At 36.1% G+C, this 16,654-nt stretch carries 10 protein-coding genes; all 10 read right to left on the bottom strand.

What is annotated here, in order from left to right:
- Window position 1 precedes the first annotated feature (1 nt).
- Window positions 2-1,450 carry a DUF389 domain-containing protein gene (locus V7Z48_RS06035; RefSeq protein WP_334112500.1) on the bottom strand — a complete coding sequence of 483 codons (1,449 nt, stop codon included), beginning with the start codon at window positions 1,448-1,450 and terminating at the stop codon, window positions 2-4.
- A 16-nt stretch (window positions 1,451-1,466) separates the two neighbouring features.
- Complete coding sequence (locus tag V7Z48_RS06030; RefSeq protein ID WP_334112499.1) at window positions 1,467-2,546, bottom strand: mannose-1-phosphate guanylyltransferase; 1,080 nt, start codon at window positions 2,544-2,546, stop codon at window positions 1,467-1,469.
- A 50-nt stretch (window positions 2,547-2,596) separates the two neighbouring features.
- Window positions 2,597-3,208, bottom strand: coding sequence for a SprT-like domain-containing protein (locus V7Z48_RS06025; RefSeq protein ID WP_334112498.1), 612 nt, complete (start codon window positions 3,206-3,208; stop codon window positions 2,597-2,599).
- Window positions 3,209-3,216: 8 nt separating this feature from the next.
- Complete coding sequence (locus V7Z48_RS06020; protein WP_334112497.1) at window positions 3,217-7,269, bottom strand: FG-GAP-like repeat-containing protein; 4,053 nt, start codon at window positions 7,267-7,269, stop codon at window positions 3,217-3,219.
- A 24-nt stretch (window positions 7,270-7,293) separates the two neighbouring features.
- Window positions 7,294-7,974 carry an SDR family NAD(P)-dependent oxidoreductase gene (locus V7Z48_RS06015; protein ID WP_334112496.1) on the bottom strand — a complete coding sequence of 227 codons (681 nt, stop codon included), beginning with the start codon at window positions 7,972-7,974 and terminating at the stop codon, window positions 7,294-7,296.
- A gap of 80 nt (window positions 7,975-8,054) precedes the next feature.
- Window positions 8,055-9,725, bottom strand: a complete 1,671-nt coding sequence (locus tag V7Z48_RS06010) for a pyruvate dehydrogenase complex dihydrolipoamide acetyltransferase (protein WP_334112495.1) — start codon at window positions 9,723-9,725, stop codon at window positions 8,055-8,057.
- A gap of 3 nt (window positions 9,726-9,728) precedes the next feature.
- Entirely contained in the window at window positions 9,729-10,727 is a 999-nt protein-coding gene (gene pdhA, locus V7Z48_RS06005) for a pyruvate dehydrogenase (acetyl-transferring) E1 component subunit alpha (protein WP_334112494.1), read from the bottom strand.
- 115 nt (window positions 10,728-10,842) lie between these two features.
- Window positions 10,843-11,325 carry a cytidine deaminase gene (cdd, locus tag V7Z48_RS06000; RefSeq protein ID WP_334112493.1) on the bottom strand — a complete coding sequence of 161 codons (483 nt, stop codon included), beginning with the start codon at window positions 11,323-11,325 and terminating at the stop codon, window positions 10,843-10,845.
- A gap of 155 nt (window positions 11,326-11,480) precedes the next feature.
- Window positions 11,481-12,722: a type IX secretion system outer membrane channel protein PorV gene (gene porV, locus V7Z48_RS05995; RefSeq protein ID WP_334112492.1), complete on the bottom strand. Its 1,242-nt coding sequence runs from the start codon at window positions 12,720-12,722 to the stop codon at window positions 11,481-11,483.
- A 61-nt stretch (window positions 12,723-12,783) separates the two neighbouring features.
- The gene (gene porU, locus V7Z48_RS05990) at window positions 12,784-16,653 is read right to left on the bottom strand and encodes a type IX secretion system sortase PorU (RefSeq protein WP_334112491.1); all 3,870 of its coding nucleotides are present in this window, start codon (window positions 16,651-16,653) and stop codon (window positions 12,784-12,786) included.
- Window position 16,654 lies beyond the last annotated feature (1 nt).

Here is a 16,654-nt window from a genome sequence, read left to right as displayed (position 1 = left end):
CTTACATACTCTTCACCACCACAGAATCTAATTTATATTTAACCTTCAACCAACGCTCTAAATTTTTGCGTTGGATAAAAATATCATCAGACGATACATTAGATTTCCATTTTACCGAAAGCACAGCAATGGTATCAATCTTTTTGAAATCGGTTGAAATAAAATTTGAAAAAGCAACTTTTTCAATACTATTGTAATTGATACTCAACTCTTCAGCAAATTTATCTAACGGAATTTGATTGCGTTCATAACGTTCTTTTTTGCGCAATTCATCTTCTAGGAAATTAATTTTTTGGCTTTGCGATAATAAATCTACTGAATCACGGTAGCGAAGTTGCTCCATGTATTTTAAATTATCTATATTCTTGTATTTGTTTTGATTCACAATTAATTCCGTTTCAGTAAGGTTTTTATACGACTTCAGTCGTTCTCTAAGAAGCGCAATCGCCTCGTCTGGAATCTCATCCAAACCAAAGGTGTTTAATTCTATTCTAGAGCCACCATCTTCAAAATAAGCAACTACCGCATTTTTTTTTACAAAATCAGCATGTGGCAAACCTTCTAATTCTGTATCTACAAAGGCTTTTGCATCTCTGGTGAAATTAGTTTCGTTCAACACCGAGATAAAGGTCCATACTGCAGGTATCATTACCACAATCGCTAATAACGATGCCAAATTTGAAATACGTTTACGCTTTTTTGAATTGGCGTAATGCAACATAGGAAATCCTAAAATTTTTAAAACAAGAAACGTTGCTAAGCCAATAAAAATAGTATTGATTAAGAACAAATACATAGCGCCAAAAAAGTAAGGCCAATTACCCTTTGCCAGTCCAAAACCTGCAGTGCACAAAGGTGGCATTAAAGCCGTAGCAATAGCTACACCAAAAATTACTGAAGCAATTGTCCCTTTTTTAGTCCGTGCAATTATAAGTGCCAATCCACCGAAAAATGCAATTAGTACATCACGAATATCTGGTCTTGTTCTGGCGAATAATTCTGAGGTTACTTCGCTTAGCGGAAATAACCAGAAAAACAAAAAGGCAGTGAGCACACTTAGCACCACCATAATCGCAAAATTGATTAGTGATTTCCTAAGCGTGAAAATATCATTGATGGCGATTGACATTCCAATTCCTAAAATCGGACCCATAAGTGGCGAAATTAACATGGCTCCAATTACAACCGCTGTGGAGTTTGCGTTTAGCCCAACCGAAGCAACAAATATGGAACAAATTAAAATCCAAGCTGTTGCACCTTTAAAAGGAATATCTCTTTTTATGGCATCAATAGTTTCTTCAGTATCAGTATCTTTTCTAAAATTAAAAACATTGCTAACGAATGCAATTAAATTATTTAAAAATCCCTTGGCCTCTTGTTTTAAATTTACACTTTGCTCAGATGCGTTCGAATCTTCATCGCCTTCAAAATTGAATTTACTTTCTTCCATTCTGTTTTTGAATTAATTAACTGTATTTGTCGCCAAATTTATCAGTAACCTGTTTTAAAAGCTCCTTAATATTTTGTTCTTTTTCCTTCGGAAAGATAAGTAAAACATCATTTTCATCAACAATTATATAATCAGAAATACCATCAACCACCACAATTTTGTTGTTTTTGGTCTTAATCATGTTATTATGGGCATCGGTTGATAAAACCCGTGAGTTTACAATGGCATTATTATCAACATCTTTTTCAAGCTTATCGTAAAGACTGCCCCAGGTACCTAAATCGTTCCAGTCAAATGTAGCCGGTATGACGTAAACATTTGATGAAGGCTCCATGATTGCATAATCAACGGAAATATTCTCCGCGTTCGCGTAATTTTCCGCAATGAAATCAGATTCAGTTTCTGTGTTATAATCCGAAATACCCGATTTAAAAAGCTCGTATAATTGTGGCTGATTAATTTGAAATGCCTCAATCACACTTTTAACACTCCACATAAAAATTCCTGCATTCCATAAAAAGTTACCTTGTTCAATAAAGCTTTTCGCCACGCTATAATCTGGTTTTTCTCTAAATTGTTTTACTGGTTTAATGTTGCTATTGCTAGACTTATCAAATTCAATATAACCATAACCTGTATTTGGGAATGTTGGTTGAATGCCAAGCGTCATGAGCGTATTATTATTAGCACAAAAATCGAAGGCCGTACGGACATTTTTTGAAAACGCAATTTCATCCTCAATCCAATGATCACTAGGCGCAACAATCATCAATGCATCTTGGTTTTCTTTTTGAATTTTTAACGATGCATATAATATACAAGGCGCAGTGTTTCGCATTGCCGGCTCAAGCACCACCTGACGCGCTGTAACTTCAGGTAACTGTTCCAACACTAATTTCTCATAAAGTTCATTAGTAAGAATAAATATATTTTCTTTTGGAACTATCTGAGTTAAGCGCTTAAAGGTCTTTTGAATAAGTGTGTCTCCAGTGCCCAGCATGTCATGAAACTGCTTTGGAAAGGATTTTGTACTCACTGGCCAAAACCTAGAACCTACGCCGCCAGCCATTAAAATTGCATAGTAATTTTTATTCATCGAATTCGTCATTCTAATAAGTTCTCAAATTAAACTGCTATTAATATCTTTTAATCAATTATTTCAACCTCTGCGTTTGCATTGAACAAATATAATTTACCTGAACTTATTTCAACACATTCGTATCGTTTAGTTCGCTTACTTCCGCGTTTAAACTCTCGTCCATTATAAATTTTAAAACGCATTCCTACCTTTACCTCGTGAATATAGGTTTTATCATTTTCAACATCATAACGCCTTAAAGCTTGTGATAATTGTACATCTGTATCACTTGAAGCTTTTGGATTTCTGAAATGTTTCGCCAATAATGGTAATACATCTATTGGAAAAACCTCAGGATTTAGTAACGGCAACATCAATCTTTGAAAGGTATGCTTCCATTCTTTACCGTGAGGTTTTATAAATCGATTGTAGCGTTGATAGGTTTCAAAATGTGCGATTTCATGAACCAAGGTTATTAAAAAACGGTACTGATTTAGATTGTTGTTAACGGTGATTTGATGTTCTTTAGATGGTAATTCCTTATAATCACCGTGTCTGGTTTTACGCTCATTTTTAACAGTAATAACCAAGTTATCGTTTTTAATAAGTTGAGAAATATAAGCATGTGAATTTTCGGGAATATATTGATACAATTCAGAAACGATATTTTGATTGGTCATTTAAATTTTTAATTTTTTACAATAAGCACTTTAGATTGACCTTTGGTTTTTAAAACATAAAGACCGGTAACCACCGATTCAGGTAAAGTGATTTGTGAAGTGCGTGTAAATTCGTTGTATACTACATTTCGAATTTTGATACTTCTACCGTTAATATCATAAATTTCAAATATATCATCCAAATTTGTATTTGTAATATTTATTATATTTTGAGTTACAGGATTTGGATACATTTTTATTTCTTGATTATCCACATTCAACGCTTGAGAATTAAAGTAAGGAACGGCAAAATTAAATGCTTTATTTCCTACAATATTTCCCATTATTCTGCCTGGAATATCATCGGCTGGTGGATGAATACCACCCCATATTCTTGATAAGCTAGTTTGATCGGAGGCATCACGGTAGGTTGCCCACTGAAGCTTAACATCGACCGAAGGTCCTTTTTCAAATACTAAAAACTGATCTTTTTTAGCCATAAACTCGCCCATTCCACCAGGAAAATATTCGTCGCCAGTAATTAAAGTTAGAACCTCAGCTGCTGCCCTTGAAAAAGTTGAATGCCCAGAAACATACCCCGCAAAAGGTGGCGTAACAAAAGACGGTCGTTGATATGGCCACCAACGCTCACCAAGAATCCATCCAACACCAGCTATATCTGTTGCGGAATTACTTATAAAATCATGACCGCGCCATGCGTAAACTTTGATTTTGCCTACATTCTCATTATTTAATCCTGCTAGTGGATCGCCAACCTCAACTGCTTCAATATAACCGGGTATAAGCGGTAAGCCAGCAACATGATAATTTGGTAACGAGGCATTGGTGCTTTGGCCTAAAGCCGCCATGTATCGAATGGCCGAAATGGGTCTTGCATAATCATACCATCCTTTTACGCCCCAAGCTGCAATGGCTGCGTCATGAACTGCACCACCTAAAATAAAGTAAGATTTTACATCCCATTCTAGATTGTCTAAAATCTCACCTGAACCATTAAATCTTTTTTCTAATTCTGGCTGATCATTTACATAATTCAATATTGTAAACCAATGTCCTGGAGGTGTTTCAGAATCTGGACCATCTGCCCAAAACTCTGCCAGAACTCTAGTATAATCTCCTCTTGGTACCATTTGTGTTTGGTATGGCTGATTTGTTTTTGGATTGATATTGTGACCTGCCGATATATCACCTCCTTGAATTAAATCGAAAAAATTATCATAATTACTAAAGTCTGTTGGAAATTGAGATATATCAATGTTTCCAATACTATTTGGAGAAATATCTATGGTTACATCATCTGCAGGATCTAAATGAGCACTCCACGCAGAAACCAAAGAAAAATTCCATTTAAAATTATCGCTGTCTTGGTCGTTGTTCGTTAAATTTAATTGTGGTGGTGCACCAGGGTCGAGGTAAACTGAATATGTATTTCCGTCACGTTGAAACGTCGTTTTATCGTTTTGATTTAGTGCAAAGGTGTGAACACTTCCCCATTCTGGCCCTAAAAATGATGGAGTAGAACCTGTAATTAAATTGCCGCTTTGGTCAATAAAAGTATTAAAAGTTAAAGGCTGCCATCTATTTATATCAACTACTTCACCATTGTTATACTCATTTAAAATTATTGGTGGATTTATTGGTTGGTAGAAAGCATTATTATAACCTGAAGATTCTCTAGACTTATCATTGTTTCCATAGCTTATCATTACCTGCGCAACATAATTGCCGAATGCTGCCGCATTTCCAAACTGATAATTAGTTGATGTATAACTGATTTCGTAACCAAGTTGACTCATGATTAAATCATATCGCGCTTGAGATTTTTCGACTCCAGGTGAATTTCTAAATCTATGTGACAACAAGCGGTACATGGCATAACTAATCGCTTTTTTTCTTGATTCTTCAACACTTTCGATTAGTAAAAATTCTTCTAAATTACTGCTAAAATTATTGATAATATTACCAAGAAGATAAGGATTAGCCCGCTCATCATAAACAGCCCAAATATCATACATCACAACACTGCTATGAAATAAATTTCTTGCATGAACATTCGGACGTGCAAAATCACTTCTTATAGACGCCAGTAATGCTTCGTTCCATAGTCGGGCAATCGAGATGTTTTCAGGTAGTTCATCAATACTTAATTCAACATTAAGTTGCACTGGCAACCCATTGCACTGTTGGTTTAGTTCTTGAACCGTAACAGTGCCTTCCGATTCAATTTCCCAAAGTACTGTAATAGTACCAGAGCCTTGACCTTCAATTATTTCGCCCCCTATAACTTCCCACATAGCTTCGGAATCGGGTGCTATTGCATAAGAATAGGTTTGTAAAGAATAATAACCCGAAGATATATTGCCAATAATCTGATTGGATTCAAGGTATGAACATGAACCATCATTTAGAGTGGCATTAGAATTGTAATTACATGAATTTGGATCTGTACAACCAAATATTTTCTGACTAGGTTGAATGTCTAATACTACAAACCCTTGACCTTCTGTTGCCTTTATGGTGACGTTAGAAGTTAAATTTTGATGTGTTTCAACAAGCCCAGAAGGCCAAGTTATTTCAATACTTAAAATTTCAGATGATTGATCTAACCCAAAATGAACCGGCTTAAGACTTTGGCCTAAAAACCCAACGCCACTGTAATAGCGAATAAAATTACCTTCTGCGGTTGTAACTTTGATTTTTGTGCCAATAGCATCACGATTTGAAATAGTACCTTCTAAAATTATTTTAAACCAATTAAAACTGTGCTCCTCATTAAAGTTTATGAGCTTATTCTCATAAAAAAATGAAGACCTATCCGCATTGGAAATATAGACATCTAAATCACCATCATTATCATAGTCAAAGTCCAAAACTTCAACACTTACAGTTTCTGCGTTAAATCCTGAAGTCGCCGAAGCGTCTGTGAAACCTTGAGCACCTTGACTTAAATTATTTTCAAAATAAAAATTATTTTCAGCAGTGTTTTCGTCCCCAAATCCAAAACTTCCAAATTCAAAACCATTAACTACAATTAAATCCTCATCACCGTCTAAGTCAAAATCAGCAAATTTAGTTCCCCAAGACCAGCCGGTTTCTCTTACTCCCAGGGACTGAGCTACATCGGTAAAGTTATTTGAACCATTATTTTGAAGCAATATGTTTTCGTCAATGGCAGAAATATAAAAATCAAAGCTACCGTTATTGTTAAAATCTCCAATGGCTAAACCCATAGCATCTACGGCCTGATTGACACCATAATTTGCAGCTTGTTCAGTAAAAGAATTTCCACCTTGATTAATAAACAACTGATTAGGTGCACTAAAATCATTCATTAGAAAGATATCCATGAATCCATCTTCGTTAAAGTCGTAAGGTAACGCTGTATAACTGTAATGATTCGGAAAAGATGAAATTCCAACAGTTTCTGTCACATTTGTAAATGTTTCATTTCCGTTGTTTCTATAGAGTGTATTACTACTACAACGACGCCAATCACTAATGAACAAATCTAAAAAACCATCATTGTTATAGTCAAACCATAAAGCATTGGTATTACCGCAACCATTAAATCTTTCAATACCAGCTGGCACTGTTACCTCTACAAAAACGCCATTACCTTGATTTCTAAATAATTGAACCTTATCTAAGTACGTGAAGAAAATATCGGGAAACCCATCATTATTATAGTCTCCCCAAAAAGCGCCAAATTTGTAACCAGCCAAACCAAAAAAGGTTCCTGGATCTTCTAATTCTGAATATAAATTTATTAATCCCGAAGCTTCTGTAACATCGGTAAACGAACCGTCATTATTATTACGGTATAACTTACTTAAGGTAATTGGATTGTTATTGTTGTCCTTTGCTTTCGCCACTACAAAAATATCTAAATCTCCATCCTGATCATAATCAGCAACGGCAACACCATTATTTTCTCTTAAGGAGTTTAATGAGCTAGTTGCTTCAATCCTTTCAAAATTTTGAGCTTTGAAAGATTGAATTGGCATAAAAACTATAGCCACTACAGTTAACGCTTGTATATTTTTTGCAAAAGTAGTTTTCACATCATTAAAATTATTTTAAGTAAATTAAGGTGTAGAATTTGAGACTTGTAAAACCTTGCCGTTATAATATTTATGACCGTTAATGGCGAATTCAGCAATATAAGCAGCCATCTCTGCGGCCGAAGTAGGTGCCTGATATCCAGGGAAAGCCTCCGCTAACATTTCTGTTTGAACAGCACCTAAAGCCAATACATTAAAGCTTGGACCATTTTCTTTATATTCCTCAGCTAATAATTCGGAAAGTGTAATAACAGCGCCTTTACTCGAACTGTATGCCGCCAATCCCGGGAATTTTGAACTTCCTTGTATACCACCCATCGAACTGATAGTAACCACATGTGTATCGCTTTTGGAAAATGGTAGCACCGTTTTTATCATTTCTGCCACACCAAAAACATTGGTATCGTAAACACTTTTAAAATCTAAATAAGAAGTATCTGCAAATGGCTTGTTTAGTAATACTCCTGCGTTATTAATAAGAATATCGACGGTTTTCCAATTCGATTTGATGAATGACTCTATCTCAGCATACTGAGAAGGCTGTGCTAAGTCAAAATTAAAGTAGCTAACATTATTTAGATTTAACTGTTCGACAGGCTTAGAGTTTCTAGATAATGCAAGTATTTGATGTCCTTGTTGAGCCAATAGTTTTACCAATTCAAAACCAATCCCGCGACTAGTACCTGTGATAATTATGTTTTTCACGCTTTTTTTTATGTAAATTTAAAAAAAATCCCGTTTCGCAGTTGCAAAACGGGATTTAACTTATTAAAACAATGCTACTTTTACAACAGCATTGTCAACGGATTTTCGATATATCCTTTTAATGTTATTAAAAATTCTGAACCTGTAGCGCCATCAACTGTTCGGTGGTCACAAGCTAAGGTTAGTTTCATCGTATTACCAACTACTATTTGGCCATTTTTAACAACTGGCTTTTCAATAATCGCACCTACAGACAGGATAGCCGAATTAGGTTGGTTGATTATTGAAGTGAAACTTTCTATACCCATCATACCTAAATTTGAAATGGTAAAAGTGCTGCCTTCCATTTCTTGTGGTGTAAGCTTTTTATTACGCGCTCTACCAGCAAAATCTTTTACCGCTGCATTTATTTGAGGTAAACTTTGCTCATTAGCAAACCGCACCACAGGTACTAACAAACCATCTTCTACCGCCACAGCTACACCAATGTGAACGTGGTTGTTGAGTTTCATTTTATCAGCAAACCACTGAGAATTAACTTGTGGATGTTTTTTTAGAGCCAACGCACAAGCCTTCACCACCATATCGTTGAATGATATTTTTGTATCTGGTAAAGAGTTATACTGTGCTCTAAACGCAATAGCATTATCCATATCGAACTCAACATTCAAGTAATAATGAGGTGCCGTGAATTTTGATTCGGCAAGTCTTTTAGCTATTACTTTACGCATTTGAGAATTTGGTTTTTCATCAAAATCCTCTTGCCCTGAAGACACAAATTTAGCAGTAGAACCAACGCCTTGCAATGCTGCAGGCGTGAAATTTTCTATATCTCTTTTAACTATTCTTCCTTGGTCGCCACTTCCTTTTACTTGAGATAACTGAATACCTTTTTCATCGGCCATTTTTTTGGCAAGCGGTGAAACAAATATTCTACCATTAACAGAATCGTTAGATTGCGTTTCTTGTTTAGTCTCAGTTTTAGTTTCTACTTTCGGAGCTTCCGCTTGTTTTGTGGTTTCTTGTTTTGGCGCCTTAACTTTTTCCTCAGAATCAGAAGCTGAAGTTGTGGAAAAATTCTTAGCTATGTTAGAAACGTCAGTGTCTTTTGGACCTATAATGGCTAAGAGTTCGTCAACTTTGGCAGTTTCGCCTGCTTTTAAACCGATATGTAAAAGTGTGCCTGATTGGAAAGATTCAAATTCCATCGTGGCTTTATCGGTTTCGATTTCGGCTAAGATATCGCCTTCACTCACTTCATCGCCAATTTTTTTCAGCCAAGTTGCCACGGTCCCTTCTTCCATAGTATCACTCAATCGCGGCATGGTAACTACGGTAACACCTTCAGGAATTTCAACTGATTCGGGTTTTGATTCCTTATTTTTTGGTTCCTCGGTTTTAATTTCCTCAGATTTTGACTCCGCTTCTTTATTTTGTTCCTTGGCTTTTTCTTTGTCTGAATCGTTATCATTAGATGCCTTGGCACTATTTATTAAGCTAGAAACATCTTCACCTTCCTCGCCAATAATGGCTAATAATTCATCAACTTTGGTTGTTTCGCCCTCTTGAACGCCTATATGTAGGAGCGTTCCTTGATGAAACGACTCGAATTCCATAGTTGCTTTGTCGGTTTCAATTTCTGCTAGGATGTCACCTTCTTCAATCTTGTCGCCAACTTTTTTTAACCAAGTGGCCACAGTACCTTCTTCCATAGTATCACTTAATCGAGGCATGTTTATAATTTCGGCCATAATTTATATTTTGTGTTTTAAAAATGGGTAATCTTCTTGCTCGTAAACGGCATCATACATGATGTTTAATTCAGGATAAGGTGATTCTTCGGCAAATTTTTCACATTCATTCACCAAATCTTTAACGCGTTTATCTATCTTTTTGATGTCATCTTCGGTAGCATATTTCTTCTCAAGAATAATATCTTTTACCTGCGTAATAGGATCAATTTTTTTATATTCGGCCACCTCATCTTTCGTTCTGTAGTGTTGCGCATCGCTCATAGAATGACCTCTATAGCGGTATGTTTTTAACTCTAAAAATGTTGGTCCATCGCCACGTCTTGCTCTACCAATGGCTTCATCGAATGCTTCAGCTACTTTTACAGGATTCATTCCATCTACTGGGCCTGACGGCATGTCGTAACCCAAACCTAATTTCCAAATTTCCGTATGATTAGCGGTTCGTTCAACTGAAGTTCCCATAGCGTAACCATTATTTTCGCAAACAAAAACTACAGGAAGTTTCCAAAGCATAGCCATATTAAAGGTCTCATGTAAAGAACCTTGTCTAGCCGCACCATCGCCAAAACAACATAACGTTACAGCATCTACGCCGTGGTATTTATCACCAAAAGCAATTCCAGCTCCTAAAGGTATTTGACCACCAACGATACCATGACCTCCATAAAAACGGAATTCTTTCGAAAAAATATGCATAGAACCACCAAGTCCTTGGGATGTTCCTGTTGCTTTGCCGTAAAGTTCGGCCATAACACGTCTCGGGTCTACACCCATACCAATAGGCTGAACGTGGTTACGGTAGGCTGTAATCATCTTATCTTTAGTGAGGTCCATTGCGTGCAATGCACCAGCAAGAACCGCTTCTTGACCATTGTAAAGGTGTAAAAACCCTCTTACTTTTTGTTGAATGTAGACGGCAGCAAGTTTGTCTTCAAACTTTCTCCAGAACAACATGTCCTCGTACCATTTAAGGTAAACTTCTTTTGTGATTTTCTGCATTGATAACCTTTTACGTTTGTTTAAAGGAATTACAAAAATAGTACTTTAGTTACTAACGAAGAAACGCTAATTACTAAAAAATTGTACGAAATTCGTTCTGCTTTTAACTTTGTAGTTACAGTACGTTTTTATCGAAGAGTAATGGCAGCAAATTAGCCAAGGAATTTGATTTAATAATCTCGCCTTCTTCGCCCATAAAGTAAAGCTCAATGGGTTGCGCTTGCTTTATTTCGTATTCGGCAATGGCTTGTCGGCAAGCACCACATGGCGGTATTGGCGTGATTGTTTTGTGATTTTGAGAACCGGCTATAATGGCCATGGTTTTCATTATTCTATTTGGGTATTTTGCACCTGCATAATAAATGGCCGTTCTTTCGGCACACAAGCCTGATGGAAAGGATGCATTTTCTTGATTGCTTCCAGTAATAATTTCGCCATTATCTAAAAGAATTGCTGCACCTACACTAAAACTTGAATATGGTGCGTAAGCTTTCTGTCTCGCTTCGGAAGCAGCTTGCATTAGTTCTCTAACTGGTTTTGGCAGCTCGTTCAAACTTTCAAATACCTGAAGATTCGTGGTGATTTGTAATTCTTTCAATAGTGGTTCTTTAATTTAATTTTGTGTTTAAAGATAAAAGGTTTTATTCGATTGATAATCGCTTGAATCGATACACGTTTTTCTTGGAAAATGTTTTAAGCCAGAAAAACCATTGTTTTTGACAATAGTTATTGATTATAATTATTTAAAATCTTCTAAAATTCTGTATAGGTTTTATCTCCAAAATTGAAGGTCAACGAAAATCTCAAAGTATTCTCTAACGGACTTTGTACTTGTGAGGCCGAGAATAAATAAGATAAATCAATATTGATGGTAGTGTATTTAAAACCAGCACCTAAGGCAAAAAACTTTCTGGCACCTTTTTCGTCGCTTTCATTAAAATAACCCGCGCGTAAAGCGAATGAATCTTGATAGGTATATTCTGCGCCAAGCGCCCAAGTAATTTCTTTTAACTCTTCACTAAATCCGCCTGGAGCATCCCCAAATGATTGAAAAATTCCGCTGATAAAACTTACATCGTTACTTTGCCCAGATAGAATTACATTGTTTTCTTCGTTTACAAATGTATCTTCACCTTCATCGTATCGACCATTGCCGTTATCATCGATATATTCAATTCTATCACCAAAAATAGGTGGCGTTGGCACTAATAGTTTACTAAACTCTGACGTGATTCCTAATTTGTTATAATCATCAAAAATAAAATCAAACCCTAAGCCCACTCTTAAATTGGTTGGTTGAAAGTTTTCGCGACCACCATCATCATATCTAAATTTTGGACCTAAATTCTGAACTGCGAAACCACCTCTCCATCTGCCATTGAAATCGTTATAAGCTTCTTCTTCGCTTTGATAGTATCCTGAAATGTCAACCCCAAAGGTACTCGCTGCATTGGCATTTGGATCTATTTGATTGATTCTTAAATCCGATCTTAAGTAGCGCATAGTAACGCCCATTGCAAACTGATCTGTCAATCTCAAGGTGTAGGCAATATCTGCCGTAAATTCATTTGGTTTAACATTTAACCCTGGATCGTTTGGGCCTTGGGTTAAGGTGATATCACCTAAACTAAAATATTTAAAACTTCCTGAGATAGCACTGTTTTCCGAAAGTCGATTAAAATAAGTAACATAGCCTATTGAAATGTCGTTTACTAATCTACTCAAATACGGCGTGTAACTTAAACCGATACCTGATTTGGCTTCTGAAAATGCGTATTTCGCAGCATTCCACTGTTGAGAGAAACCATCTACAGATGTTGCTACGCCAATATCTCCCATACCAGCGGCACGCGCATCAGGCGCTATCAACATAAATGGCACACCAGTCGTTATGACACGCGAATCGTTCGGATTCGGAAAATTTTCAAATGAACTTTGAGCAAAAAAGAGGTTTATTGAGGCAAGAGCAATGATGTTTAAAGCGTAATTCTTCATAAGTAATTTTAAGTTCATAATACCCTATAGCAAGGCTTTAATGGATAGCAAATATAATTTTTTATTGTAGTATTACAAGTTTTTCAATCTTTTCAACTTCTTTATTGAGACTGTTAGAACGCACTTTTAACCTATAAACGTATACGCCTTTACCGATTTTATCACCAAAGTCGTCTCTACCGTCCCATACAATATCCTTAGATAAGGCACTTACAGCTTTTGTGCCTCCCATGGTTTGGCCGTTAAGGGTTCTAACCAATTTGCCTGAAACAGTAAATATTTGTACTGAAACGTCTAAAGGTGTTGAACTATTGTGATTAAACCAAAATTCGGTGTAATTAACAAATGGGTTAGGATAATTTAAAACATTATCAATCTTTAATACTTCATTTTGGTCAAATACCATGAATTCTATTTCGGCAGTTGATGAATTGTTATAAACATCCCACGCTTTTAGGGTTAATGTGTGTAAACCAGGCTCTAAATCCCTGAATGGATAAGAGACGGTACCGTTTTTAAAATCATCAACATCGGCTTGATAATAATTGTTGAGAATGAAAGGATTGGCCACATCGCCATCTAAAACTGCAACTATGTCGTGCCCAATACCGCTGGAAGTGTTTATACCATTATCATCGTAAAGTTTTGCTAATAGGGTTGGCGATTCGTTAGTTATGCCACCTGTTACAAAATTTTCGTCGTTCATATAAAGATTTATAACCGGCCCAATGTTATCCTCGGCTGCATTTTCATTAATCCCACCAACATTAATAGCGAAGCTTGATCCTGTTTTATCGGAAGTTACATTGGTATCGGTGGCGTAAAAACTTACCTTTCCTTCACCCACCGGAATACCGATATCTCTTGGAACTATAAAATCGAATTCAAATTGACCGTTTGTTACCGTAGCTTGTCCTCTAAAAATAACTTGACCTAAGGTTTCAAAATTTAATTTAATAAGTTGCCCAGCTAATTGCACGCCATCATTCGCCAGTGTTTCCCGCTCTAATGGTTTATCGTAAACCGTTGCGGAAAGTTTTCCACTGTAATTATTAAGTAAATTTCCTGAAGCATCTGTCACTTGTCCTGAAAGTTTTACATAACCGAGTGCTTGCAAAGTACTTGGATTGTCGGCAACTGACACATCGTTTATATGTGTAAGCCTTATGTCTGGCTTCGCGATAGATAATTTCATCGCTGGATCACCAATATAAAATACCAAACGCTTTTGAGCTATTCCTGCAACTGAAGGATCAATTTTTGTAAGACGCAATGCTTCGGCAATAGACGGATATTCCCCATTAATAGTTTCGAATATGTAATTTGAAAATACAATATTATAGGAAACTCCAACGCTAACGAATATTTGTCTTGTTGTAGTCACTAAACTTATGGCACCGCCCTTTTTGTTCCAGTAGGTAAATTCACCAGCCGTGGGTCGATTTGGGTCATCAAATTTTGTATACTCACAGGTGATGGTTACAAAACAATTAAACTTACAATCATTACTAATGGATTGCGCATCATTTTTATCAAAAATTCGCTCTTTAGCCAAAAAATCTTCACCGCCATGGCCAAAATAATTAACTAGAATCGCACCTACTTCAATAGCATCTTTAATAGCGCCATTAACTTCTGGATACCTGTCTCCCGCCGAGGATGACGCTTGCTGAAATGCATCAGTGTGAATTTTAACTACATTGAAAAAAGGACTTTGTGCTGAAATACTGTTACCAATATCGTCGGTAGTTCCTTGTAAAATTCGTTCCCAAGCTTCATCAACATCATCTGAAATCATAATTATATTGTTACGCCAACTTCCAAAAGATTCTTTGGCGTGATAGGTATCAATCTTGTCAACCAAATCTCTAGCGCGTTGCGGTGAATCGGCCAAAATTCTTCCTACGGCTAAATCCAATCTGTTATTGGCTGATAGCGTTCCTTCATTTGGGTCCATCATTCCATAAAAATCATCAGACACAAAAGAACTTGTGAGACTGAAACTTTCTAAGGCGTACCAAGAGGGTACAAAATTGGTGTTATTCTGAATACGGTTTTTATAGTCGTAAGATCCGTCGCCGAATAAGCATACATATTTTAAACGCTTATCTTGAGCGCTTGCATTACCATAAACATATTTGATAAAATTTCTAACACCTGCAATATCTTGGTTTCCAGAACTGAATTCTAAGTAAATATTTTCGAGAGAAACCACCTTTACATTTAAATTATATACCCTGTTATTTATGTTGGCTAGTCTTTGAGCTTGTGATAAAAATAACTGAGGTGCGATTATTAAATAATCAACATCTTCAAATTCACCTTGTTGATTTAAAAAGATACTGCCTTTTAAATCCTGGTTTGCGACGGCGGCGCTATTGTCTCTTAATGGCTCTGGGGCGTTATTATTTGAAAAAGCAACATATTTTCGGCTGCTTCCTGCCTGCGCTTTAAAATCAAAAGTTGCAGAAGAATCTTCATTTAAAACATTGGTGACATTAAATCTGTCGCTTATGTCCCAAACTTCATTTACTGCTTGTGCATTTGAAATTTGATAAGCTACAACGCCACCAGTATTGGCAACATTATTTTTTTGAAAAAAAAGTTGTTCACCTGCATAACGCAAAGCTCTGGTGGCTCGAATAAAAATATAATCTAAATATCCTACAGCTGCTGGGACGCCGTTATTGTTGTAAGTTACATTAACATTAATAACTTCAGAAGAAGGATTGATTATCCCCGTGAATGAATTCCCACTTGCTAATACAGCACTAGAAAAATCAACTGCTGAAAAATTTAAATTAGTGGCTTGCTGTCCATTCGCGGTAACACTCATATTAGACACCTGAGGTGAAACAGCAGCTGCCTTAATTGACAATGTTACAGGCTCTGAACTTATTAAGTTAGGAAATGTGAATTCAAAATTTCTCTCGGTTTCTATGTCGAATCGATCACCAAACCACCGACGGCCAAGTTTCACCAAATTAAACTCGTCGTTTTCATGAAATTGATAATCGTCAAAAGTATCCACTACCAAATCAGCATCGGTTTGCGGCTGAGGCATTGGTTGAATACGTTTTCCAAAACCTGAACTTATGTTTACATAATAATAAGACCTGTCTGTATAAATATTGTTATGAGTATCACTTTCATTACTGTAACCTTTGACGCCTTCAGCATAAAAGAGAATAAAATCACCATTGTCAAAATTACCGTCTTCCTCACCTATAAACTTTATGGCATTTTCAGTGAGATCAATAGGATATTCTTCTGAATTAAGTAGCGGTAACATTCGGCCACCGTTGCCATAAATTTTTATCGTCCTCGGATCTACACCATTCGTATTTACACCTAATGCATTTAAAAATGATTTATTGAGCCTGTAAACGCCAGAGTCTGTAACATAAAATTTAAACCAATTACCCGTTCTTAAAACCGAATTAGATAATTGTGAGGTATTACTTGTATTCCTAAAAGATTCAATATTGCGATTTTCCGCGGTTGAATTGTAATTAATTGAAAAACTCTTTATTCTTTTAAAAATTCCGCTATCATTAATAATAGGAGATAATTCTAGATAAACAAACTGCTGGTTTCTAGCAAAGGCATTGCCAAGATATAATTGATGATTGGTTGGAATTAAGGATTCGTCCAGTTGCTTTAAATCGCTTTTCGTAATAGTTTCATAAACAATATTAGTGATTTGGGCAGAATTTTCATCAACTGGCACCGAGGTTTCCCATTGATTGAAATATTTTATACCATTGTTATCATCAAAACTGAAGTGCTTTTCATCAAATGATGGTATTTCAATTCTAGAATAATCAGTTTCTAAAACTTTGGCTTCTTGCCATTTGATTTCAAATTGCCTTTGTTGGGCCCAGCTTATTGAAATAACTAAGAAAAAAAGGGCAAAAATATTCTTCTTCATA

The organism is Paucihalobacter sp. (assembly GCF_036825875.1).
Lineage (GTDB): Bacteria > Bacteroidota > Bacteroidia > Flavobacteriales > Flavobacteriaceae > Paucihalobacter.
This window is presented reverse-complemented; position numbering and strand designations above follow the sequence as displayed.